Source organism: Streptococcus anginosus, assembly GCF_001697145.1.
Taxonomy (GTDB): domain Bacteria; phylum Bacillota; class Bacilli; order Lactobacillales; family Streptococcaceae; genus Streptococcus; species Streptococcus hominis.
On record NZ_CP012719.1, the window covers coordinates 1,470,609 to 1,493,921 of the forward strand.

Below are 23,313 nucleotides of genomic sequence, written 5' to 3' on the forward strand. Positions count from 1 at the left end.
AATACATTTCTAAATTTTAGCTTAAAGCGAAGATGAGAATGCCTGCTGCCACGGCGACATTTAAACTCTCAGCTCGTCCTTTCATCGAAATATGAATGAGGTTATCAGCTGCTTCTGCCATTTCATGACTAATACCCTGTCCTTCATTTCCCAACACAAGAGCAAAATCCGACAGTGGTGCTAACTCTCGATAATCCATCGAATCTTTTGAAAGCGTCGTTGCTAATATCGGTAATTGTACTTGTTTAGCAAGCTCAAGAAAATCTGCTGTTTTTACTCGATAAACAGGCAAATGAAAATGACTGCCCTGCATGGAGCGTAGGGTTTTAAGATTGTAAATATCTGCCGAATGCTGCGAAATAAACACTCCATCATAACCAGCTGCATCAGCCGTTCGGATAATCGTTCCTACATTTCCGGGATCCTGCACATCTTCTAAAAAGAGATATTTCCCTTTGAGAAATGAAGGAGCAGATTGTTTTTCAAAAGCAATCTCTGCCACAATGCCCTGCGGTGTTTTGGAATCAGCCAAATCTGCTAAAATATCTGCCGTTACCACATGAACTTGAGAAAAATCTTTCACTTTATCAAAAAAAATTTCTAAAACAAAGATATTCCGAAACTCAGCCTGTGCTTGGACTGCTTCTTCAAATAAATGCCAGCCCTCAATTAAGTATGAGTCTTTCCGATACTTTTTTTGAAGTAATTTCTTGGTATTTTTTACCACATTATTAGCTTTTGAGGTTATAATATTCATAGAACTATTATATCACAAAAAGGAGGTTCACATGCAAAAAGTAAGAATGATTGCACAAGGTCGCGTGCAAGGAGTTGGCTTTCGTTGGGGTGTTTACACACTTGCCACAGAAATCGGTGGCATCACTGGACGTGTCTGGAATAATGAAGACGGAACTGTAGAGATCTTAGCACAAGCGGAGAATTCTGCCCTCATGGCAAAATTTATCCAAGAAATCCGCAAAGGACCAACGCCATTTTCAAAAGTCAGCTATTTAGATGTCACAATGGCTAATTTTGATTCCTATTCAGATTTTAAAATTGCAAATTAGGTCCCAAGAACTATTGTATATTTAGGAAAAAAACAGTAGAATAGAAAGGTATTATTTTTTAGAAAAAGGAAACAAACACGTGAAAAAATTAAATCGTATTTTATTCTCAGGTTTAGGGCTGTCTATACTTCTTCTACTCTCAGGCTGTGTGCAAGTCAAAGATGGCAAGCCTGCTGGATTTGTCTGGGATATTATCGGAAGACCAATGAGCCTTGCCATTCAGTATTTTGCTAATAATATGGGACTTGGTTTTGGTGTCGCTATTATCATCGTCACCTTGATTGTGCGCTTGATTATCCTTCCACTTGGACTCTATCAGTCTTGGAAATCAACTTACCAGTCTGAAAAGATGAATTACTTGAAGCCTATTTTTGAGCCGATCCAAGAACGCATGAAGAATGCGGAAACACAAGAAGAAAAACTGGCTGCTCAGCAAGCACTCATGACTGCTCAAAAAGAAAATGGTGTCAATATGCTCGGAGGTATCGGATGCCTTCCTCTCCTGATTCAATTACCATTTTTCTCTGCCCTTTATTTCTCTGCTCAATACACTGAAGGAGTGGCTAAGAGTGTATTCCTAGGAATTCCACTCGGAAAAGCCAGCGTTCTCCTTACTGTTATCGTCGGAGTTTTGTATTTTATTCAATCTGCTTTGACCCTTGTCGGTATTGACGAAGTTCAAAAAGAGCAAATGAAGAAAATGATGTACATGAGCCCGCTCATGATTGTCATCTTCTCGTTCACAGCTCCAGCAGGTGTCACACTTTATTGGGTAGTCGGTGGTTTCATCATGATTATCCAACAATTGATTATCAATCATTACATCCGTCCTCAGCTCAGAAAACGCGTAGCTGAAGAATACAAAAATAATCCACCTAAAGCCATTAAAAATTCTGGTCGTAAAAAAGATGTGACACCTCAAGCACAGGCCGTTATTGAAAATAGAAAACAAAATAAAAAGAAAAATCGTAACGCTGGAAAACAACGTTCAAGATAAGCAAAAAAGCTGGAACAATCATTCCAGCTTTTTGCTTGCCGTTCAATTTAAATGTTCTCATTCAAAAATAAACTTACCAAAATTCGCGAACAAAATCATTTTCTAAACGTTCACTATAAAACAATTCTGACAACGATTTGTCATCAAAAATACGTAGCAAATTTTTTAAATCATAAGCCAATTCGAGAGTGTCCAACTCTTCACGCGCCACCCACCTAACTTCACCTTCTTCTGATGAACGGAGATGTCCTGAAAATTCATTTGTGCGATAAAGAAAAACCAGATAACGAATTCCTTCTGCCGTGTACCAATGTTTCATACCAACCAGTCTAGGATGATGGATTGTTAGTCCCGTTTCTTCATAAATTTCACGCACAACTGCTTGGTGGAGGCTCTCCTTTTCTTCTATATGTCCGCCGGGTAAGGCTGCTCCTGACCAAGAATACATCTTGGGATCACGAATCTGCATGACAATGCGATTTTGATTATCTTCAATCAGACACATATTGGTTAAAATTACTTGAGACTTACGAGCCATATTTCTCTCCTCTATGTTTTGCAGAGACAACCCCCGTGGTACTATTACAATCACGGGGGCTCATCTTACTCATTTTTAATTATGCCGTTTTTTCGACTTTTAGGATTTTTACATCATAACTGCCAACAGGTGTTTCAACTGTAGCTGTATCGCCTGTTTTCTTGCCAATTAGAGCTTGTCCAATAGGACTTTCATTAGAAACTTTTCCTGCAAAAGCATCTGCTCCTGCTGCACCAACAATCATATAGACTTCTTCGTCCGTTTCGCCAACTTCTTGAATTGTAACAGTCTTACCAATAGCGACTTCATCTTGCGCCACTGCATCGCTATTTACAATTTCAGCATAGCGAATCTTGGTTTCCAGACTTGAGATTTGGCCTTCAACAAAAGCCTGCTCATCTTTGGCTGCTTCATACTCACTGTTTTCTGATAAGTCTCCATAAGAGCGAGCAATTTTAATACGTTCTACCACTTCTGGACGGCGAACTAATTTTAATTCTTCTAATTCTTTTTCAAGTTTTTCCTTTTCTTCAAGGGTCATGGGATAAGTTTTTTCTGCCATTATTTTTTCTTCTTTCTATTTTTAAAATAAAGAGGGAGTGGGACAGAACTCATCTTGAAAATTTTAGTTCCTAGTCTCACCCCCGCAGGGTTGCTCAACAGTCTGGAAGACTGTTGAGGTGGTGGATAAAGAAAACAAATTTTTTGTCAAAAGTGTTCTTCCGAACTTGAAAAGCAAACAGCTTTGAGATTTGCTTTACAAGTTCTATCCGCCACCTCAAAGCAATGCTTTGAGCAATCAGTAGCTGCGTCGTGGGTTTATTATAACTATATACTTTATACTTTGAAGCTGGAAACTTTCGTCCCAGCTTCTTTTTAATATTCGCTTGCTTTGCAAGGTGCATTCTTCATCTAGTCTAAAATACACTTGTAGCAATCTTTTTAGACTTATACATCATTGCTCAGAAGTAGAACAAAATCAAGTTTTAAAAGTTACGATTTTGTCCCGCTTTTTTAACTTGAACTACTTGATTGTGTCAATTTACTATTAACATGTTCTTGAACATTTTTTTCATGTTCTTCATAGGTATTTGCGAAATAAACATTTCCTGTTTCTGTATTAGCTACAAAGTAAAGATAATCCGTTTTAGCTGGATTAACAGTCGCTTCAATAGCAGAAAGACTAGGATTGTCTACAGGACCAGGCATTAAACCGGTATTTTTATAAACATTATAAGGCGAATCAATATTAGTATCAATCGCAGCGTCTTCTGCTAAGGTTGTCTTTTGACCAAGCTTCCCTTGAGCATACAAAATTGCAATATTACTTTGCAACGGCATGTTTTGATTTAAACGATTGTAAAAGACACTTGCAATGTTCTTTCGATCTTGATCTCTTGAACCCTCTTTTTCAACCAAGGACGCAATTGTCAAAACATCGTGCACAGTCAAGTTCTTTGAGGCTAAAACATCATAATATTGCGACATGGTGTTATCCATTGCTGCTAACATTTGGTCAATGAGCGTTTCAGCAGTTATGCTGTCGGTCACATTGTAAGTAGCAGGGAAAAGATAGCCTTCTAAGCGATACTTAACACCGCTCTCTTTTTTAGCTAAATTGCCTAATAAATTTGGATATTTTGCAACTTCCTGAGTGATAAAATTATCATCTTGCACTTTCTTTAAGAACGTATCCGAAGACAATTTACTTTTCTTCAACTTCGCAATCGTTTTTGCAATTTGGTCAATCGTATATCCTTCGGGAATGGTTAATTTTTCCATTGAGGGATCCTGCGGAGTGTCCGTTCCACCTTGCTGTAGCTTTTTAGCAATCGTATCCAAACTCATGCTCTTTTGCAGATTATAATAACCCGATTGAAAATCTGCATAGTTATTAAACTTAGCATAATAGCTAAAAATCTGAGCATTTTTGATCAAACCAGCTTTTTCCAAGACCGTTCCAATTGCTTTGGTGCTCGATCCAGTCGGAATCTTAACCGTCACATACTTTGTATTTTTCGCATCAACTGGTTGTAAAGCTGATGTAACATAGCGATAAGCAAAGAAACCAGTTAAACCAATCCCTAAAAGTAGCAAAATTAAGACCGTTTTGACGATTTTTCCGGCAATTTTGTTTTGACGCTTCTTCGTGTTAATCGTTTGAGCAGTCCGATTTGAACGAGAAAGTTTCTTTGTGTCTTGCTCTGTTCCGTAAACTGCAGGTTGAACCAATTCTTCCGGAGCTTTACTTTCTTCAACCGCTTGATTGGTTGGATAAGAAACAGGAACTTTCGTTGTATGAGTATTAAACTCTTTCTCTTCCCTAGCTGCCGTTTCGGCTTCTATTTGTTCAACGGTTGGAAGGGGACTTTCTAAAGGAGCTAGCTCTGGTTCGCCACTTTCTTCTTTTTGAACTTTTGGTATATCCGTTTCAGAAGCAGTTGTTTCCTCCTCTTCCTGTGCAGAAGGAAGCACAAATTGACCCAAACCTAACTTTTCCTGCAAGTTATTAGATTCTTCTACAGGTTTTGGTTGTTCAGTTCCCTTTGCTTTTGCCAAGTCGCGCAGAATCTGCTCTTTAAAACTCAGCCCTTCTTTTTCTTGTGAATCTTCAGCCAAATAGTTGACCTCCTTGTTCAATATCCCTACTATTATATCTTAAAAGGTAAATAAAAGCAATAAGAGAATGCCTTTCTTTCAAGCATTCTACAGAATAATCAATTCTTTTCTCCACTATTGGGAGTTTTCCAAAGCATATCATACCAAACTTCACCTGCATAGGTAGATTGGGATACACCCTCATTGATAAAACCATGTTTTTCATAGTAAGCGACCAAATAATCATGACAGGTTAAGTTGATCCCCAAACGCTGGTCGCGAACAGCAATATCCTTCATTGCATTTAACAAACTTCGACCTAACCCCATATTTTGAGCATTTTTAGCAATAGATAAACTGGTCAACGAAATATAATGGTCTGTCAAATGACTATAATCTTCTACCTCAGAAGTAAAGGATTGGTCTACTAAATGGCGCTCAGGACGAACAGGTCCTTCAAGGTAGCCTAAAATCTGACCGTCTCGTTCAGCGACTAAGAAACTGGTTGTTAGTTTTTGGATATGGGCTTCTAAAATATCTCTACTCAGAGCTTCTTCTGGTCCAAAATTTTCCCATTCAATAGTTGTAATAGCATCCAAATCTGCTAAATTTGCCTGTCTAATCTTCATTGTTCCTCCTTAAAATATGGATTTTCCCAAACAAGTTCATATAAAATAGCATGGCTATCTGCCCTTTCAGAAATTCCTTCGTTTATGAAAGCATTCATTTCGTAGTAAGAAATCAACTCATCTGAACAAACCAGCTGAAGACCTTTCTGATTTCGTGCGACAGCTATTTCTTTGCAAGCAGCTAAAAGCAAAGTTCCCAGCCCTTGACCTTTAAACTCTGGATGAATGGACAAGCGCTGAATCGTCATAAAATCAGAATCTTGCTGCTGTTTTGACGAATTATCTATCATTTCATTTGTCAAATGACGTGAAAAAACGGCTGACCCTACAATGTAGCCAGCTATTTTCTCATTTAATTCTGCTATTAAAAAGTTCGTTTGACCCTGTTCAATCCATTTTTGGAGCGTTTCTGCACCAGCTGCTTCTGTGGAGAAATTCGCCTCCTCAATCGCAACGATTGTCTCCCAATCTTCCGAAGCAGCTTCTCGAAGGGTAACTTGTGTGACTTGTGGTATTAGATTACTGGACATTGCTTGTCAAATTAGATAGCAAACGTTCAAAAGAATATTCATAAGTCTGAATATCCCCAGCTCCCATGAAAACATAAACAGCATTTGGGTGTTCTAACAATGGCGAAACATTGTCAACAGTAATAATTTCTGCCTTTTTGATAATTTTTTCAGCCAAATCTTCTACTTTGACATCTCCATGATCCACTTCGCGTGCAGAACCATAAATCTGTGCTAAATACACTGCATCCGCTAGATTCAAGGCTTCGGCAAATTCGTCCAAAAGTGCAATGGTTCTAGTAAAAGTATGTGGTTGGAAAATCGCAACAATTTCTTTACTTGGATATTTCTGGCGAGCTGCATCTAAAGTTGCAATGATTTCAGTAGGGTGATGAGCAAAGTCATCAATAATTGTCGTTCCATTGACCATTTTTTCAGTGAAGCGACGTTTCACACCACCAAAAGTGACTAAATGCTCCCGAACTAAATTCAAATCAAATCCAGCGGTGTATAACAAACCAATGACTGCTGTTGCATTCATAATATTATGACGACCAAAGCTAGGAATCTTAAATTCTCCTAATTCTTCGCCATGGAAAGAGACTTTAAAGCTAGAGCCTGTCGTAGAACGGAGTAAGTCATGAGCGATAAAGTCATTGCCTTCCTTAAAGCCATAGTAATAAATAGGAGCGTTAGCTGTGACTCGGCGCAATTCTTTGTCTTCACCGTAAACAAATAACCCTTTGCTAACTTGCTTAGCATAATCATTAAAAGCATTGAAAACATCTTCTAAGCTGGTGAAATAATCTGGGTGGTCGAAGTCAATATTCGTGATAATTGAATATTCAGGATGATAAGGCATGAAATGACGTTCATATTCATCTGCTTCAAATGCAAAGTATTTCGCATTTGCAGAGCCGCGCCCCGTCCCGTCACCAATCAGATAACTGGTATCCGTAATGTTTGACAAAACGTGTGCTAACATACCCGTCGTTGATGTCTTTCCGTGTGCACCTGCCACTCCCATGCTGACAAAATCGCGCATGAAGGTTCCAAGGAATTCATGGTAGCGCTTATAAGTAATTCCATTTGCATCGGCATAGGCAATTTCAATATTATTATCCGGACGGAAAGCATTTCCCGCAATGACTTCTACATCTGCTTGAAGATTTTTTTCATCAAAAGGTAGGATTTTAATCCCTGCTTGTTCTAAGCCACGTTGTGTAAAATAATATTTCTCCACATCGCTTCCCTGAACGTGATGTCCCATTTGATGTAGCATCAATGCTAAGGCACTCATCCCAGAGCCTTTAATCCCGATAAAATGATAGGTTTTTGTCATAATTTCTCCTTAAATGCTAAGAGCGTTAAATTTAGTGAAACCAAGTTCACACAAAAATATTTGGCTCTTGTCAACGTTCGATTATTTTTCTTCCAGCCGTGTTAAATTTAGTTCTTGCGCTATCCGACGCTCTCTTTGGCTTTGCAATTCTTTTTTATTGTAAATTTGACTTGTCTTTAAAAAGTCATAATTATTTTTAGCTTTTTTGGGCAATTCATTTGGTTGATGTACAGAAGGCTCCGTCCTGATATCTGCTAAAATATATTGATCCTGTTTCAAATTCCGACTGTATTTTGCCAGTTCACTACCATTTTCCTTTTGGAAAAATGCTGTTGGTTGATGTGAAATAGCTGTGTTACCATTCATAACGGCAGGATAGGAGCGCTTTTTAGCAGTAAAATCCGATGTCAAATAAGCTGCCGAACGTTTCTTTTTCAAATCCGCTCTGGCTTCTTCTCTAGCCAATTCTGCATAACTTTTTGAAGCAGACTTTTTGGCTTTGACAGATTGAACAACTGAAGTCGCTTGGTAAGACTTTGCCTGTCCTTCTTTTACTTGACTGTCTGCAATTTTCTTTACAATTGGTTCCCATTCTAAATAATTTTTATCGACATAGTCACCATTAATATTGCTGATAAGATCGCTTTCATCATAAAGGTTCATACGCGGCATTTCTGATAGCATGACTTCATCGTCAGAAATCAACGGAAAAGTTTTTTCTTTCATGAGCACATTCCTTTCAACACTTCATTATAAACTATTGATGCTATTTTTCAAGTGTTTCTGGAGAAATTCCTAGAATTTCTCGTATTTCAGCAACGGTTAGGCTGCTGCGCGACTCCGTTCCGTCTAGGATAGTTGACACGAGATGGCGCTTGCTTTCTTGCAATTCTTGAATTTTTTCTTCAATCGTGCCTCGCGTAATCAGGCGGTAGACTTCTACATTTCTTTCTTGTCCCATACGGTGAGCTCGGCCAATTGCCTGAGACTCTACTGCTGGATTCCACCAAAGGTCAACTAGAATAACGGTATCTGCACCTGTCAGGTTTAAGCCAACACCGCCAGCTTTTAGGGAGATTAGAAAGGCGTCTCCTTCCCCATTGTTGAAAGCATTTGTCATCTCTTGACGTTCTTTTGCTGGCGTGGAGCCTGTAATTTTAAACGTCTCTATTTTCATCTTTTTCAATTCTTTTTCGATAATATCGAGCATGCCTCGGAATTGAGAAAAAATGAGCACACGGTGGCTTCCTGTCTGAATCTGCTCTAATAGTTCCATCAAGCTTTCTAGTTTGCCACTCTCGCCATGATAATCTTCCATAAAGAGCGCTGGTGTATCACAGATTTGTCGTAAACGCATCAAGCCAGATAAGATTTCCATTTTGCTGCGATTGAGTTCTTCCTCTGTAGAAGTCAGCACGCGCTCCCGCATTTGTTTTAGCTGCGCTAGGTAGATAGCCTTTTGACTATCTGCTAACTCATTGCGATAAGACACTTCGATAAGATCTGGCAATTCTTGCAAGACATCTTCTTTCTTTCGCCGCATGACAAATGGTTTGATAAAACGAGCGACAGTTTCTGCAGGCAATTTCAAAAAGTTCTTTTTGCTAGGTAATAATCCTGGCAAAACAATTTGAAAAATAGACCATAATTCGCCGAGATTATTTTCAATCGGCGTTCCAGAAAGAGCAAAGGTATTTTTGACCTCAAAATTTCGTAAATGATGAGCAATCTTGGTCTGTGCATTTTTCATGACCTGCGCTTCATCTAAAAAGAGATAATCGAAGTTCAATTGACTATATTCTTCAACATCTTGACGGAAGGAAGCATAACTTGTAATCATCACCTGATGACCTTCTGCAATCAAGTTATCTCTGACTGGTTTTAATCCATAAATGACCGCTACATCCATTTCTGGTGCAAATTTCGCAAACTCATCCAGCCAATTGTAAATCAAACTAGACGGAGCCAAAATCAAAACATTGATCTCTTTTTTTAGCTGACTACTTAAAAAGGCAATGGTTTGAAGGGTTTTTCCCAACCCCATATCATCTGCTAAAATACCACCAAATCCGTAACGATGAAGCATAGACATCCATTTGACACCCGTTTCTTGGTAATCACGCAAAGTTGCTTCCACTTTTAATGTAGGTAGCGCAAACTCCTCTGGATGCGTCAAATCAAAGGCTAAATGGCGAAACTCCTCTGAAAAACTAACTTTTTCTTGGTCTTTAAACAATTCAGATAGCTGATAAGCAGCAATCTTCTGCGTTTGGAAAATGCCGTCTTTTCCTTTTTTAGCTCGTAAATCCTGTAAGGTTTTTCTGACTCTTTTTGTTTCTTCATCAAAAACGAGCACCTTACCAGAGCGACTAATGAAATAATCATTAGCCGAAAAAAGAGCTTCTAACGCATCGTCCACTTCTGTCTGGTCAATACTTGTAAAGTCAAACCCGATATCCAACAAGCCACCATTTGTCTGAACAGAAACTGCTGGTCTTTCCACTTGGTACAAGGCTGTCAGGTTTTCTGCCACAGATACCTTTCCCAAGCGTCTAAAATGAGGCAGAGCCACTGTGAAAAAGGAGTAGATTTCTTGTGGTTGCAATGGCGGACGGGTGCTTGTGAAATCTGCTTCAAAACCAGCAGACAGAGCTTGTTGAAAAACCTTTTGTTCTAACTGGAAATCGCTGGCAAATGGCAATTCTTCCAACTCAAGACGAGTATCCACAACACAATTTCCATAGTCAAACTGGATTTTGAGACGAATTTCCTGAGTATCCAATAATTCGAAATCAAACAGCGGAGTAAAAGTATGAATCACCAAACTTTCTGGTGCTTGAATAGAACCGACTTTACCAAATTCTAATAGTCCTGAAGCCAGTTTGGCTTGATCGCTTGTATCAAATTGAAGGCGTTTTTTGCGATCGGCATCCACAGGTAATTCTCGAATCACCTGAATCATCCGCTTTTGTTGCTCCGTCAGTTGATAAAAATGATCTCCATAAAAAATAAAGTCACCACCATATAAGATTTTATAATTTTGCTCTGTAATGATGAGCTCAAAATAATCCGAATTTTCCTCTACTGTAAAATCATAGATGCCTACTTCAGCATGCAAATCTTGAAAAAAAACTTTGTCATAGTCATAAAGACTGTATTCTAAGCGGAAATGCGGCAAATTCATGAGTCGATTTACGCCTTCTTCAAACAGACTAGACGGAAAATAAAGATGTCTAGCTGCATTTGGCAAGATAAAAGAAGCATCTTGATCTTGCTGATAAGAAACAAGTCCTCGTAAAAACTGAATCACCTCTTGGCTAGCTTCATCGAAAGCGGCTAATTGCATTTTTTCATAATAGTGCTTGCCGATTTGATAATAATCGCCTTTTTCAACAATCTTTAAAAAAGCACGAATATCCCGGATAACATAGGAGCGCTCATCTGGTAAACGACTGATACGCAAGGTCCACAAAAATTGTCCTGTATAGTCATCTTCTTGCCCGACAGCAGACAGTTCATAGCGAACGGCTACATCTTCTGTCTGGAGGATTTTATCCAAGAAGAGACTGCCAAATGAGACCTTCGTTTGAGTTTCTTCTGAAGTTGTCTGCTCCTCTTCTAGATTTGCCAAAACGACTTTCCCTTCAGGATCATTTTTTAGAAAATATTCTAAGCCTGCTAGATGAGCACAGTATTTCTTTTTTTGAAAAAAATCACAGGCGCAAAAAATGGCTTCATCATCCAAGCTATATCGCAGATTGTGATTTTCCACTCGGCTGTAAATCATCTGATCTTTCACTTTGAGAATTTCAATTTTCCCTGCTTCGTAAAGAGCAATTCCTTCTGTCCGAATCTTTCCAGGAATCAATTTTGCCATAAGTACCACCTTTATTTTATCTATTCATTATACCATATTTTCAGTATAAAGAAAAAAAGCAAGGTTCGCCTCGCTTTCTTTTAGAAAATATCCTTGTTGAGCTTTTTATAGTGCTTAGTGCGTGCAATCAACACTTTCATAAAACCGACTAGCAATATTGTATTTCCTATTACTAAGAATACTAAAAGGAGCCAAATTCCCAGTAAAAGTATAGAGAATTTTGTTATCATAAGCCAAATGACGCCCAATGTTATAGCAGCCAAGAAAAGATGTGCAATTCCTACAACTATCAGACTAAAAAGTGATAACCAATAGCGAAAACCAAACGGTTTGTACTTTCTATCATCATAGTGAATATTCACATAAGCTGCACTTGCCATTCCAATGAGCACCACTTTAGCAATATTTATCCAATTCATATTTCTTTCTCACATAAGTACATTAGATTATCTTGTACTGTACCACTTCTACTATTTTTATGTTCAGCCTTATTTAGCTAGCTCCGCCCTACTTCCGCTTTCTGGCAATGAGATGAATTGGTGTCCCTTCAAATACGAAAGCCTTGCGGATTTGATTTTCTAGGAAACGCATATAAGAAAAGTGCATGAGCTCTTCTTCATTGACGAAAATAACAAAGGTTGGCGGTTTGGTCGCAACTTGTGTCGCATAGAAGATTTTCAGCCGTTTGCCTTTGTCGGTCGGTGTCGGATTAATCGCAATGGCATCCATGATGACATCATTGAGTACTGCAGACGGTATGCGGGTATTTTGGCTTTGACTAATTCTCTTAATCATGTCTGGTAATTGATGCAAACGTTGCTTAGTCAGAGCTGATACAAAGACAATCGGTGCATAAGAGAGATACTGAAATTGGTCGCGAATATCGGCTTCCCAATTTTGCATGGTCTTGTTATCCTTTTCCAGCGTATCCCACTTGTTAACAACGATAATAATTCCTTTACCTGCTTCATGAGCAAAACCAGCAATCCGCTTATCATACTCGCGAATCCCCTCTTCAGCATTGAGCACCATGAGTACTACATCGGAACGGTCAATGGCTCGCATAGCTCGCATAACAGAATACTTCTCTGTATTTTCATAGACCTTGCCTGACTTGCGCATACCTGCTGTATCAATCATGGTAAATTCTTGTCCCTCATTGTCCGTAAAGACCGTATCAATCGCATCACGAGTAGTACCAGCCACAGGACTAGCAATCACACGGTCTTCTCCCAGAATCGCATTGATTAGGCTAGACTTGCCGACATTGGGACGACCAATAAGGCTGAATTTAATCATGTCTGGATTTTCAACGGCTTCTTCATTAGGGAGATTTTCAACAATGGCATCTAAAATATCCCCCGTGCCAATCCCATGAACGGAAGAAACAGGATAAGGGTCACCCAAGCCAAGAGCATAAAAATCAAAAATTTCACTACGCATCTCTGGGTTATCTACTTTATTAACCGCTAGAATAATCGGCTTGTGGGTCTTGTAGAGCATACGAGCCACATATTCATCCGCATCTGTAATACCTTCTTTTCCAGACACCACAAAAACGATGATATCAGCCTCATCCATAGCAATCTCTGCTTGGTGCTTGATTTGTTCCATAAAAGGCGCATCTACGTCATCAATCCCGCCCGTATCAATCATGCTAAACTTGCGATTCAGCCACTCAGCCGTTGCATAAATACGGTCTCTGGTTACTCCTTCAACATCCTCAACAATCGAAATCCGCTCCCCAGCAATCCGATTAAAAAATGTTGATTTGCCGACATTAGGACGGCCGACAATGGCAATGGTTGGTAAAGCCATAGTGTTCCTCTTTCTATTCCAAGAAGCTGGGACAAAATGCTCAGCTTCACTTGTTTATGTAGTTATAATTACAGGACGCAGCGATTTGGAGAAACTCTGTTGACTTTAGTCAATTTAGAATTTCCCATGCACAATTGATTAGCACCTTAGTGCCAATCAATCACTGCTAAGTGGGGGCTAATGTGCTGATAAATCAGCTTTTACAACTCTTTTGACGTCAAGTTTCACTTGACTATTTCCAACTTCGAAAGATTCCCCAAACCTTTCGATCTGTGCGGGGTGAAACAACAAAATCGAATTGCTTCGAAATGCCTGTTTTTGGTCTCACTTCCTTTACTTTATAATAATTTCTTATCTTGTAATAGATTCTGGCTAGCAGGATTGGGCTTTTGAGCAAATTGATTCGTCAACCGCTCGCTCCATGTATCAGTTGCTCGATCTCCAGCATAGTCTGCCTGAATCTGATCATAAGCCTGAATAACAGACGCATCCTGTTCTTGATAATCTTCCTCAAAAACGACTGTTTCATACGGCAGGCGTGGTTTAACAGCATGGTGCTGAGCTGGCTTTCCCAAAGCCATTCCAAAAATAGGATACGTATAATCTGGTAAATTAAACAGCTCTGCTATTTCCCTAGAAGCATAGCGAATCAAGCCAATGATGACCCCGCCATATCCCAGACTTTCAGCTGCCAAAAGAGTATTCTGCGCGACCAGACTAACGTCAACAGAACTAATCAGAAGATTCTCCACTCCTTGTGGGTAAAAGGCATTTGTGTGAAGTCCCACACCTTTCTCAGCTCGATTGAGGTCTCCGATAAAAAGAAGAAAAACGGACGACTGACGAATAGCCTCCTGAGGCACCAAATCAAACAAGGCTGCTTTCTTTTCCTGACTACGAACAACGATAATCGAATAAGACTGGAAATTCTTCCAGCTGGAGGCTGCTCGACCAGCATCAATAATCGCTTTCAAATCCTCATCTGAAATCTGCTCCTCTGTAAAACGACGAACAGAAGTATGTTTTTTCATCAAATCAATCGTTTCATTCATCGGCGATTTTCTCCTTCCAGACGAACTTCCTCTGCTAAAAATTTTATTCTTTCCATGACTCGACGAGCCTGCCAAGTTTCATCTCCGTTTTTGGATGTCGCAAAATGCCGTTCCAAATCCGCAAAATTAAAATTCGATGTAAAGAAAGTTGGCAAATTTTCCTGCATCCGGTGCTGCAAAATAACCTGCAAAATCTCATCTCGCATCCACGGACTTGATTGCTCCGCACCAATATCATCCAAAATCAATACTTGCGCTACTTTTACTTCATCAATCTTTTCCTTAACTAGACCGGAAGAAATAGCATTCTTTACATCCAAAACAAAACTAGGATAATGAAGCAAGGTCGTAGAAACACTACGTTTTTCCGACAAATCATGTGCCAAAGCCGCCATCATGTAACTTTTCCCTACGCCAAAATCACCATAAAGGTAAATCGCTTTTTTGTAGTTTGGATAATCTGCCACAAAATTCGTCAGCAACTCAAAAGCCTTGTAACGACCAACATCGTCCAAATCCACTTTTGCCAAACTAGCTTCCTTGAGACTAGCAGGAAGACTAATCAAGTTTAAACGTGCATTGATGGTTGCCTGTTTCTGCGCTTCAACTAATTCTGGAGTTTCTTCATAAGAAACATCCGCATAACCCTCATTTTTCACCAAGATTGGCTTATAGCCCTTAGCAATATACGCTTCATCTCCCAGTAAGAATCGATTGCGTTCAGAAATATACTGATTAAACTTAGAAATGCTTCGTTTGATTTCAGCAGGTGTTAATCGCTCAGACTGGATAAAAGCCACTACATCTGGATCGGCTACGATTTGCTTCACCAACTCTTCATAGTTAAATTGACGAGCTTGTTTCCTATGCGCCATCGTTTGTCCAACACTCTCCATCTAGTCACCTCCTTGGTCTAATTTCGCTAAAAGTTTTCTCTTTTGCTCCTCTAGCTCAGCCTGCTTTTCAGCACTTGTTTCATTCTTATAGTCAGGATTGCTCCAGTCGGGAACATTGCTCTTTGAAGTAGCCGTTTGATTTGCTTTTTTGCTTGGTTGTTGATTTCGCTCACGAATTCGCAAAACTGCCTCTTCTGCTGATGTCACTTCTTGATATGAAAAATCATTTGCTACTTTCAAAGCGTATTTTTCATTGAGATTAGCCGAATCCACTTTGTTAAAAGTCAACAGCAAAATCACATTAATCACTTCATCTAACAGTCCCAAATTTGCCAATTCTTGCAAACACTGACGTTCTCCTCGTGTGATTGTCGCATGCTTAGTTTTTTTGATTTCTGCTAAAAACTGCATGGCTGACTTACTCTTAGCCTCTCGAATAATCGTTTGTTCAGCGTTAGAAAATCCGCTTGCAGCAGGCTTCTGATTTAATTTTTGCTTCATTCGCTTGGTTGAAACCACATGACCGACAGCCGTCTCCTTAGCCAACAAGTAGGTCTCATACCAAGTCCAATTTTGTTGCTCTGAAATAGCAAAGAGTACCAGCAAATCTTCTTTTTCGTTTTCAAAACGCAAGTTTTCTCGCGCCATCAATTGTTTAAAGTAATCCAAGTCAAAATGATTCTGTTTTGATTGCGGCTCTACCTTTGCATCTTCCACTTGAAAAATCTCTGACAGCTTCACATCTTGCTTCTCACCACTTGGGTGACTAGGCAACAAAGCTTCTACTGCAGCTTCACCAATCTTCTTTTCTAGCAGGCGTCTATAAACAGGATTGCTTAAAAATTCACCAGACGCTAATGTGGGCTGCAAATAGACCTGAAAATGATTCTCCGTATGATAAAGCTCTACTAACTGCATAGCAGACAACATTTCTAAACTTTTTTGCAAGGCATTCATCCCCAGATTGAGATGATTCAAAATGTGCCCAAAGGTGTAAGATGATTTCCCGTTGTCCCAAAAAGCAAGCAAATACTGATAGATAGAGGTCGCTTCAAGCCCTAAAATTGGCAAATACAGACGAATCAAATTGGTGCTGTCCTGGCTAATCAGATTATTCTTCACAAAAGAAAATTGATCATTCGGTTTCATCTATTGTTCCTTTTTCTTTTTCGCTGTTTTTGTAATCTGTTTCAAGAGGTTTTCCAGCTCGCTCACATCTTTAAAGCTACGATAAACACTAGCAAAACGAACATAAGTAATTTCATCTAAATCCGCTAACTCTTCCATTACTAAACCACCGATATACTCGCTTGCGATCTCGTTTTCATTGCTGCTGCGCACTTTTTGCTCAATTCTGCTGACAATTTCCTCAATCTCATCACTAGAAACAGGACGTTTTTGCGCCGAACGAATGATTCCATTAAAGATCTTGTCTCTTGAAAATTGTTCCCGCGTGCCATCTTTTTTAACGACAACGAGCGTCCGTTCTTCTACACGTTCATAAGTCGTAAAGCGATACTGACATTCATCACACTCACGACGACGACGAATTGTATTACCATCTTCTGCTTGCCGACTGTCAATAACACTTGATTTACTACCACCACACTTAGGACAACGCATCTGCTTCCCTCCTGAATTCTTAATACTTCATTATACCATGTTTTAAGAAATAACAAAAGATAGGACCTTCCTCACGAAAACATATAATAATCCGTTATCCTATTTACTTCTCTCGAGAAATTTTATATAATAAATTGTAAACGTTATCATTTTAAGGAGAATTATGATGAAAAGATTTTTTTCTGTTGCCTTTTTTAAAGACAAAAAGAATATCGCTATTCTAACGCTAGTCGTTCTTTTATTGGGATCGTTTTCTGCCATGGGAAACCAGCAGAAGGACGAGAAAGAATATAAGGTACAGATTCAAAAATTAACAAAAAGCAATGAAGAAGCCGCGAAAGACTACAAAACATTAAAAAATGAGTTTGACTCCTACAAAAAAGAAAACGAGCAATATATTGCTCTAGGTAAAAAAGAGGAACAGACAAAGAAAGAGAAAGCCGCAGAGGAAAAGAAGAAAAAGGAAGCGGAAAAAGCTAAGCAAGAAAAAGAGGCTGCAGAAAAAACAGCAAAAGAACAAGAAATAGCTAGACAAGCAGAAGAAAAACGAAAACAAGAAGAAGCAGCTGCCGCTCAAGCGCAGCAACAACAAGAGGCTGCTGCAGCAAAAGAAGCTCAACAGCAGGAACGAACCGTTTATGTAGCTCGTAATGGAACTGCTGATGTTTATTGGTACAACTTAGATAATATGCCACGCAATACACGGTTTGACAGAGTAGTCACCATGACCGAGGCCGACGCTATCAATGCTGGAAAACACCACACCTCTAAAGAATGACAATCAAAAACGGGAAGTTCAAGATAAAACTTCCCGTTTTTGATTGTTAAAATGCAACTTCTGCTTCTAACCCAAAATGGTCACTAACAACAGGTGTTGCTTTGCCGTCAAAAACAACAGCAGATTTTTCAATGTTGAAATCTTTACTTGTAAAGATATAATCAATTTTTAGAGCTTCCTTATTTCCAGCCCAGCCAGCAATATCGCCTTCAACCGTTGCTGTACCAACGACTGTAGCAGCAACAGCATGACTATCTTGCAAAGCAAGTGGACTTCTTAAAATGTGCTGATAGCCTTCATAACCGACAGGATTGTTAAAATCTCCCATCAATACCAAAGGCATGTTGCATTGTAACAATTCTTCTTCTATCTGTGCCCACTCTTCTTGGAAGCCTTTATTCCACCAGGAAAGATGACAGGAAGCCACCGTTACAAGCCGTCCATCAACTTCTGTTTCCGCCAAAAGTACTTTTCTAGTGTGATAATCCGTTGGATCGTTGGCATCTGAAACCAATAACTCCCTTGGTTTCAATGGATTTAAGGATAAAATAGCAACTCCCTCATGAAACCGATCAAAACCAATATGATTATAAGCCCAAGACCAATGATAAATAAGACCTTTCTCTACCAATCTCTCCACAAGACAATGTGCAAAGTGGTCTTTATGAATCGCAATAGCACCATCTACCGCATGATAAAATGGAGCCTGAACAACCTGTTCAGACTCCATTTCTTGATTGACTTCCTGCAGGCAAATGACATCATATTTTTCTTGAAGAATCCGCTCAGCTAGTTGATCTAGCTTTTTTTCTTGCTCATCTTCCATCCAACTATGAGTATTTAAAGTCAGGAATTTTGCCATGATTTCTCTTTTCTATTTACAATTCTACTTTAGCAACAACCGTTTTCGCTGCTACTTTGCCGAATGTTTCAACCGTTACAGATTTAATAGCTTGTGCATTTGTGAAGACAACAACTGTTGAAGTTTCACGACCTGCCGCTTTGATAGCTTCTAAATCAGCTGTCACAAGAAGATCACCTGCTGCAACTTTTTGTCCTTCTGCAACATGTACTTCAAATGGTTTACCTTCAAGACTGACTGTATCAAGTCCGATATGAACAAGCACTTCAAGACCATTATCAGTCAAGAGACCAAGAGCGTGTTTTGTAGGGAAAATGCTTGTAACAGTACCTGCTACTGGTGAGTAGATATTCCCATTTTCAGGTTCAACTGCAAATCCGTCACCCATCATTTTTTGTGAGAAGACAGGATCTTTCACATCAGAGATAGCAATGACTTCACCGTCAGCAACCGTTTCAACTTCTTCTGTTACACCTTTGTAGCTCACTTCCGCAGCTTGTGAAGCTGTCATTTGACTCGGAAGAGTTTCAGGAATCACTTCACCTGAGTCAAGTAAGTCTTGAATATCAGATTTAAGAACATCCGCTTTCGGACCATAAATCGCTTGAACGCCTTGGCCTTTCATCACCAAGCCCATTGCTCCTTCAGCTTTCCATTGTTCTTCTGTACCAACTTTTTCAGCATCTTTGACAGTTACACGGAGACGTGTCATACAAGCATCTACATCAACGATGTTTGCGCGTCCGCCAAGAAGGTTAATGATATTTACAGCTTGGGATGCTTCTGCTACTTTGCCACCAGCTTGAGCAGATGAATCACTATCTTCCCCATCAGCTGTTTCATAGTTACCATTACGTCCTGGAGTTGCGTAGTTAAATTTCTTAATCATGAAGTTGGCAATAAAGTACATTCCAACTGCAAAGAGAACTGTTACCCAAATAAAGTTAATGATATCCATACCCAAACCAGCGTTGATTGCAAGTGGGGTACGAGTCAAGAATTCAATCGAACCAAATGAGTGCATACGCAAGTGAACAATATCTGCCATAGCAAAGGCTAACCCTTGCACAACAGCATACACCAAATAAAGAGGTGTTGCAACAAACATAAACATGTATTCAATTGGTTCTGTAACACCTGTTAAGAAAGTTGCAAGTCCTGTTGCAATCATCATCCCTTTGTATTTATGTTTCTTATCATCATCTACATTTCGATAAATTGCAAAGGCAACCCCCATCAAAATACCAAATGAACCAATCATTTGCCCAACTTTAAAACGAGCTGGAGTAATACTATTTAGAAGATGTTGATATTGATCAGCGTGTGAACCTTTTAAATTAACAAGGTCTGTTACCCAAGCCAACCATAATGGATCTTGACCAAATACAGTCGTTCCTTTAGCAGCCCCTGTCAACACTTCATATGTCCCACCTAATTGAGTATAGTTGATTGGAATTGTCAACATATGGTGAAGTCCAAATGGTAAAAGAAGACGTTCTAAAGTACCAAACAAGAATGGTGCGAGAATTGGAGCTGTCTTTTGAGAGTTAGCAATCCAAATACCAAAATTGTTGATTCCAGTTTGAACAACTGGCCAAAATACTGCAAGAATCAAAGCCACAATTGTAGAACGCAAAATAACAACGAATGGCACAAACCGTTTACCATTAAAGAATGAAAGCGCATCTGGTAATTTACGGTAATTATAATATTTGTTGTAAGCAGTTGCTCCAACAAAACCGGCAATGATACCAACAAACACCCCCATATTAAGGGCAGGAGCTTCAAGTACATTTACAAAATAATCAGCCACCTTAATGGTTCCACCAAAGACAGTTTTTACAGTAGCTCCTTGTTTTGTAAGAAGGTCTGAAGTTACTCCAAAAAAGACCCCTGTAATACGGTTAATTAAAATAAATGAAAGTCCGGCCGCAAATGCACCACCAGCACGTTCTTTTGCCCAGCTACCTCCAATAGCTAATGCAAACAAAATGTGAAGGTTTCCGATAACTCCCCAACCAATTTGCTCAAGAATACCGCCTGTTGTAACAAGAGCAGCTACATTTGGATTGATCATTGGAATGGACTTACCAATACTGATCATCAAACCAGCCGCAGGCATTACTGCGATAACGACCATCAGAGCTTTTCCGAATTTTTGCCAAAATTCGAAACTGAATATGTTTTTGAATGTCTCTTTCATCATTCATATCTCCTTATAAAAATTCCACAAACGTTTTACGAAAACGTTTGCATTTATTTGACCCTTTAATTATATCATATATTTTTATTTTGTAAAGCGTTTTTATATAATATTTTAAAAATTTTTCCTATTTCTTGCTTGCAAATTGTAATAGACTAGGGAAATACGCCCATTAGAAAAGTGCAGAAAAACGATATTTCCTGCACCTCAGAGTTATTCTTGCATAGCATAACCAACACCACGCACGGTTTTTATATAACTTTTTTGCCCCACTATATCAATTTTACTACGAAGATAGCGAATATAAACATCAACAACATTTGTTTCAACAGCTCCTTCATATTTCCACACGCGCTCTAACAGCTGTTCACGGCTTAAAGCTTGATGGCTTCCCATCAATGTTGCTAATAAATCATATTCTCGTCGAGTCAAAGCAATCACTTCTTCACCTCGATAAACTGTATGATTTTGCACATCAATCCGAAGATTCCGATAAGATGTTGGAACTTTCATCTGACTACAATGCTGATCAATAAAATCACGTCCACGAAAAATGGCAGAAATTTTTTCAACTAAGTCCGTCACAATGAATGGTTCTACCATGTAAGCAACAGCAAAGCGTTGGATTTCCTCAGTATATTGTAGAATATTGTCACGATGATCCAATACAATGATGACCGAAGCAGGCTTTATCACACTTAATTGTGCAGCAAATTCTGTTCCTGTCATATCGTCAAGCATAAAATTCAACAGGAATAAATCGTATTGATTCGCTCGCGCAGACGCTAAAGCATCTTTTCCTGTTTCAAAAAGATCAACTCGATAACCTTCTTTTTGTAGTTCTAAGCCAATAAATTGTGCTAACTTTTTTTCTTTCTCAACTAATAAAATCCGCTTCGCCATAGCCTATCCTATTTTTCATCATACCAAGAATAGTGGTAAATTCCTTCTTTGTCCTTACGTTCATACGTATGCGCACCAAAGTAATCGCGTTGCGCTTGAATTAAATTGGCTGGCAAGTTTTCTGCACGATAGCTATCAAAGTAAGCAATTGCACTAGAGAACGTTGGTACCGGCACACCTGCTTGAACAGCCAAAGCTACTACATCACGAACAGCTTGTTGGTATTTGGCAGTGACGTCCATAAAGTATTCGTCAAGCAATAAGTTTGCAAGATCTGGATTACGTCCGTATGCATCTGTAATTTTTTGTAAGAAACGAGCACGGATGATACATCCAGCACGCCAAATAGAAGCAATTTGACCAAATGGAAGATTCCAAGCCTGCTCTTTAGATGCAACACGCAATTGTGAAAAACCTTGTGCATAAGACATGATTTTCGAGAAGTATAGAGCTTGGCGAATTTTTTCAATTAATTCAGCCTTATCCCCATCAAATTTAATAGCAGTAGGTTTTGGAAGAACTTTGCTAGCTTGAACACGTTCTTCTTTATAAGCAGAAATATAACGTGCAAAAACAGACTCCGTAATAAGTGGAAGTGGAACACCAAAATCAAGAGCTGATTGGCTCGTCCATTTACCCGTTCCTTTATTTCCAGCTGCATCCAAAATGTAATCAACGATTGGTCCATCTTGTCCTTCATCATCTTTACGTGTCAAAATATCAGCAGTGATTTCAATCAGATAGCTATCCAACTCACCCTTATTCCATTCAGTAAAGATTTCAGCCATTTCTGCTGCTGAAAATCCAAGCAAGTGCTGCATTAAATCATAACTTTCTGCAATCAGTTGCATATCGCCATACTCAATCCCATTGTGGACCATTTTTACATAATGACCTGCACCATTTGGTCCGATATAAGTTACACATGGTGCCCCATCCTCTGGCGCTTTCGCTGAAATTTCTTCCAATACATCTGCTACCAATTCATAGGCTTCTTTTTGTCCACCAGGCATGATAGATGGACCTTCAAGCGCACCTTTTTCACCACCAGATACTCCTGTCCCGATAAAATTGATTCCAGAATTTGCCAATTCTTCTGAACGACGAATAGTATCTTTATAGAACGTATTTCCACCGTCAATCAAGATATCTCCCTTATCCAGGAACGGTAATAATGCTTGAATCGTTGCGTCTGTCCCTGGCCCAGCTTTAACCATGAGCATGATCCGACGTGGTTTTTCAATAGAATTCACAAAACTTTCCACATCGTAACTTGGAACAAAGTTTTTTTCAGGATGAGATGCAATCACATCCTCTGTTTTATTCGCTGACCGGTTGTAAATTGCTACTGTATAGCCACGAGATTCAATATTAAGGGCGAGGTTACGCCCCATAACAGCCATACCAACAACACCAAAATTCGCTTTTGTCATGTCTTACTCCTATTTATAGTTACTAGTCTTATTGTAACATTTTGCAAGCATAATTGAAAGTACTTTGCCATGATATGAATTATAAAAAGAGCGAAACTGCAACTAGGTGAACAAAATATTTTTCACTGCTCGACAAAAAAGACCTTTTGTTATATAATAAAAACCGACCAGCCGGTATGTATTTTGAA

General features: G+C 39.1%; 22 protein-coding genes. 3 read left to right on the plus strand and 19 right to left on the minus strand.

Annotated elements, in window-relative coordinates; genetic code table 11:
- Positions 1 to 16: 16 nt before the first annotated feature.
- Positions 17 to 757, minus strand: coding sequence for a TrmH family RNA methyltransferase (locus SanJ4206_RS07115; RefSeq protein ID WP_003029958.1), 741 nt, complete (start codon positions 755 to 757; stop codon positions 17 to 19).
- 31 nt (positions 758 to 788) lie between these two features.
- Between SanJ4206_RS07115 and SanJ4206_RS07120 the strand changes: the two genes are divergently transcribed.
- Positions 789 to 1,067: an acylphosphatase gene (locus SanJ4206_RS07120; protein ID WP_003029956.1), complete on the plus strand. Its 279-nt coding sequence runs from the start codon at positions 789 to 791 to the stop codon at positions 1,065 to 1,067.
- Positions 1,068 to 1,146: 79 nt separating this feature from the next.
- The gene (gene yidC / locus SanJ4206_RS07125; RefSeq protein ID WP_003029955.1) at positions 1,147 to 2,064 is read left to right on the plus strand and encodes a membrane protein insertase YidC; all 918 of its coding nucleotides are present in this window, start codon (positions 1,147 to 1,149) and stop codon (positions 2,062 to 2,064) included.
- Positions 2,065 to 2,137: 73 nt separating this feature from the next.
- Here yidC and SanJ4206_RS07130 read toward each other — a convergent pair whose 3' ends face one another.
- The 14 genes from SanJ4206_RS07130 to nrdR form a co-directional block, all read right to left on the minus strand.
- Positions 2,138 to 2,602 (minus strand): 8-oxo-dGTP diphosphatase, encoded by a 465-nt coding sequence (locus SanJ4206_RS07130; RefSeq protein WP_003029953.1) that lies wholly within the window; start codon positions 2,600 to 2,602, stop codon positions 2,138 to 2,140.
- Between the two features lie 79 nt (positions 2,603 to 2,681).
- Positions 2,682 to 3,164 (minus strand): transcription elongation factor GreA, encoded by a 483-nt coding sequence (greA, locus tag SanJ4206_RS07135; RefSeq protein WP_003029952.1) that lies wholly within the window; start codon positions 3,162 to 3,164, stop codon positions 2,682 to 2,684.
- A gap of 452 nt (positions 3,165 to 3,616) precedes the next feature.
- A complete protein-coding gene (gene mltG / locus SanJ4206_RS07145) occupies positions 3,617 to 5,221 on the minus strand; it encodes an endolytic transglycosylase MltG (protein WP_022525074.1) in 1,605 nt (534 codons plus the stop codon).
- Between the two features lie 98 nt (positions 5,222 to 5,319).
- Complete coding sequence (locus SanJ4206_RS07150; protein ID WP_003029948.1) at positions 5,320 to 5,829, minus strand: GNAT family N-acetyltransferase; 510 nt, start codon at positions 5,827 to 5,829, stop codon at positions 5,320 to 5,322.
- The gene (locus SanJ4206_RS07155) at positions 5,826 to 6,359 is read right to left on the minus strand and encodes a GNAT family N-acetyltransferase (RefSeq protein WP_003029947.1); all 534 of its coding nucleotides are present in this window, start codon (positions 6,357 to 6,359) and stop codon (positions 5,826 to 5,828) included. The genes SanJ4206_RS07150 and SanJ4206_RS07155 overlap by 4 nt, the downstream gene beginning before the upstream one ends.
- Positions 6,349 to 7,680, minus strand: coding sequence for a UDP-N-acetylmuramate--L-alanine ligase (murC, locus tag SanJ4206_RS07160; RefSeq protein WP_157622092.1), 1,332 nt, complete (start codon positions 7,678 to 7,680; stop codon positions 6,349 to 6,351). The genes SanJ4206_RS07155 and murC overlap by 11 nt, the downstream gene beginning before the upstream one ends.
- A gap of 81 nt (positions 7,681 to 7,761) precedes the next feature.
- Positions 7,762 to 8,406, minus strand: a complete 645-nt coding sequence (locus SanJ4206_RS07165; RefSeq protein ID WP_003029945.1) for a hypothetical protein — start codon at positions 8,404 to 8,406, stop codon at positions 7,762 to 7,764.
- A gap of 40 nt (positions 8,407 to 8,446) precedes the next feature.
- A complete protein-coding gene (locus SanJ4206_RS07170) occupies positions 8,447 to 11,557 on the minus strand; it encodes a DEAD/DEAH box helicase (RefSeq protein WP_003029944.1) in 3,111 nt (1,036 codons plus the stop codon).
- Between the two features lie 80 nt (positions 11,558 to 11,637).
- Entirely contained in the window at positions 11,638 to 11,976 is a 339-nt protein-coding gene (locus SanJ4206_RS07175) for a hypothetical protein (protein ID WP_003029943.1), read from the minus strand.
- An 88-nt stretch (positions 11,977 to 12,064) separates the two neighbouring features.
- Positions 12,065 to 13,375 (minus strand): ribosome biogenesis GTPase Der, encoded by a 1,311-nt coding sequence (gene der, locus SanJ4206_RS07180; RefSeq protein WP_003029941.1) that lies wholly within the window; start codon positions 13,373 to 13,375, stop codon positions 12,065 to 12,067.
- A gap of 338 nt (positions 13,376 to 13,713) precedes the next feature.
- Positions 13,714 to 14,427 carry a nitroreductase family protein gene (locus tag SanJ4206_RS07185; protein WP_022525075.1) on the minus strand — a complete coding sequence of 238 codons (714 nt, stop codon included), beginning with the start codon at positions 14,425 to 14,427 and terminating at the stop codon, positions 13,714 to 13,716.
- A complete protein-coding gene (dnaI, locus tag SanJ4206_RS07190; protein ID WP_003029939.1) occupies positions 14,424 to 15,323 on the minus strand; it encodes a primosomal protein DnaI in 900 nt (299 codons plus the stop codon). Before dnaI ends, SanJ4206_RS07185 begins: the two co-directional genes overlap by 4 nt.
- Positions 15,324 to 16,472, minus strand: a complete 1,149-nt coding sequence (locus tag SanJ4206_RS07195; RefSeq protein ID WP_003029938.1) for a hypothetical protein — start codon at positions 16,470 to 16,472, stop codon at positions 15,324 to 15,326.
- Positions 16,473 to 16,946: a transcriptional regulator NrdR gene (gene nrdR / locus SanJ4206_RS07200; RefSeq protein WP_003029936.1), complete on the minus strand. Its 474-nt coding sequence runs from the start codon at positions 16,944 to 16,946 to the stop codon at positions 16,473 to 16,475. It lies immediately after the preceding gene.
- 166 nt (positions 16,947 to 17,112) lie between these two features.
- Between nrdR and SanJ4206_RS07205 the strand changes: the two genes are divergently transcribed.
- Entirely contained in the window at positions 17,113 to 17,724 is a 612-nt protein-coding gene (locus SanJ4206_RS07205; protein WP_022525076.1) for a hypothetical protein, read from the plus strand.
- Between the two features lie 46 nt (positions 17,725 to 17,770).
- Here the strand turns inward: SanJ4206_RS07205 and SanJ4206_RS07210 are convergent, their stop codons facing one another.
- From SanJ4206_RS07210 to gndA, 4 genes are all read right to left on the minus strand, one after another.
- The gene (locus SanJ4206_RS07210; protein ID WP_003029933.1) at positions 17,771 to 18,586 is read right to left on the minus strand and encodes an endonuclease/exonuclease/phosphatase family protein; all 816 of its coding nucleotides are present in this window, start codon (positions 18,584 to 18,586) and stop codon (positions 17,771 to 17,773) included.
- Between the two features lie 16 nt (positions 18,587 to 18,602).
- Positions 18,603 to 20,792, minus strand: a complete 2,190-nt coding sequence (locus SanJ4206_RS07215; RefSeq protein WP_003029932.1) for a PTS transporter subunit IIBC — start codon at positions 20,790 to 20,792, stop codon at positions 18,603 to 18,605.
- A gap of 210 nt (positions 20,793 to 21,002) precedes the next feature.
- The gene (locus SanJ4206_RS07220; protein ID WP_003029931.1) at positions 21,003 to 21,692 is read right to left on the minus strand and encodes a response regulator transcription factor; all 690 of its coding nucleotides are present in this window, start codon (positions 21,690 to 21,692) and stop codon (positions 21,003 to 21,005) included.
- Between the two features lie 8 nt (positions 21,693 to 21,700).
- Positions 21,701 to 23,125, minus strand: coding sequence for an NADP-dependent phosphogluconate dehydrogenase (gene gndA, locus SanJ4206_RS07225; protein WP_003029930.1), 1,425 nt, complete (start codon positions 23,123 to 23,125; stop codon positions 21,701 to 21,703).
- Positions 23,126 to 23,313: the final 188 nt, after the last annotated feature.

Bases quoted from the DNA above. Each gene is read 5' to 3' on its own strand.
- SanJ4206_RS07115 (WP_003029958.1), bottom strand. From the start codon at position 757: ATGAATATTATAACCTCAAAAGCTAATAATGTGGTAAAAAATACCAAG.
- SanJ4206_RS07120 (WP_003029956.1), top strand. From the start codon at position 789: ATGCAAAAAGTAAGAATGATTGCACAAGGTCGCGTGCAAGGAGTTGGC.
- SanJ4206_RS07130 (WP_003029953.1), bottom strand. From the start codon at position 2,602: ATGGCTCGTAAGTCTCAAGTAATTTTAACCAATATGTGTCTGATTGAA.
- greA (WP_003029952.1), bottom strand. From the start codon at position 3,164: ATGGCAGAAAAAACTTATCCCATGACCCTTGAAGAAAAGGAAAAACTT.
- SanJ4206_RS07150 (WP_003029948.1), bottom strand. From the start codon at position 5,829: ATGAAGATTAGACAGGCAAATTTAGCAGATTTGGATGCTATTACAACT.
- SanJ4206_RS07155 (WP_003029947.1), bottom strand. From the start codon at position 6,359: ATGTCCAGTAATCTAATACCACAAGTCACACAAGTTACCCTTCGAGAA.
- murC (WP_157622092.1), bottom strand. From the start codon at position 7,680: ATGACAAAAACCTATCATTTTATCGGGATTAAAGGCTCTGGGATGAGT.
- SanJ4206_RS07165 (WP_003029945.1), bottom strand. From the start codon at position 8,406: ATGAAAGAAAAAACTTTTCCGTTGATTTCTGACGATGAAGTCATGCTA.
- SanJ4206_RS07170 (WP_003029944.1), bottom strand. From the start codon at position 11,557: ATGGCAAAATTGATTCCTGGAAAGATTCGGACAGAAGGAATTGCTCTT.
- SanJ4206_RS07175 (WP_003029943.1), bottom strand. From the start codon at position 11,976: ATGAATTGGATAAATATTGCTAAAGTGGTGCTCATTGGAATGGCAAGT.
- der (WP_003029941.1), bottom strand. From the start codon at position 13,375: ATGGCTTTACCAACCATTGCCATTGTCGGCCGTCCTAATGTCGGCAAA.
- SanJ4206_RS07185 (WP_022525075.1), bottom strand. From the start codon at position 14,427: ATGAATGAAACGATTGATTTGATGAAAAAACATACTTCTGTTCGTCGT.
- dnaI (WP_003029939.1), bottom strand. From the start codon at position 15,323: ATGGAGAGTGTTGGACAAACGATGGCGCATAGGAAACAAGCTCGTCAA.
- SanJ4206_RS07195 (WP_003029938.1), bottom strand. From the start codon at position 16,472: ATGAAACCGAATGATCAATTTTCTTTTGTGAAGAATAATCTGATTAGC.
- nrdR (WP_003029936.1), bottom strand. From the start codon at position 16,946: ATGCGTTGTCCTAAGTGTGGTGGTAGTAAATCAAGTGTTATTGACAGT.
- SanJ4206_RS07205 (WP_022525076.1), top strand. From the start codon at position 17,113: ATGAAAAGATTTTTTTCTGTTGCCTTTTTTAAAGACAAAAAGAATATC.
- SanJ4206_RS07210 (WP_003029933.1), bottom strand. From the start codon at position 18,586: ATGGCAAAATTCCTGACTTTAAATACTCATAGTTGGATGGAAGATGAG.
- SanJ4206_RS07215 (WP_003029932.1), bottom strand. From the start codon at position 20,792: ATGATGAAAGAGACATTCAAAAACATATTCAGTTTCGAATTTTGGCAA.
- SanJ4206_RS07220 (WP_003029931.1), bottom strand. From the start codon at position 21,692: ATGGCGAAGCGGATTTTATTAGTTGAGAAAGAAAAAAAGTTAGCACAA.
- gndA (WP_003029930.1), bottom strand. From the start codon at position 23,125: ATGACAAAAGCGAATTTTGGTGTTGTTGGTATGGCTGTTATGGGGCGT.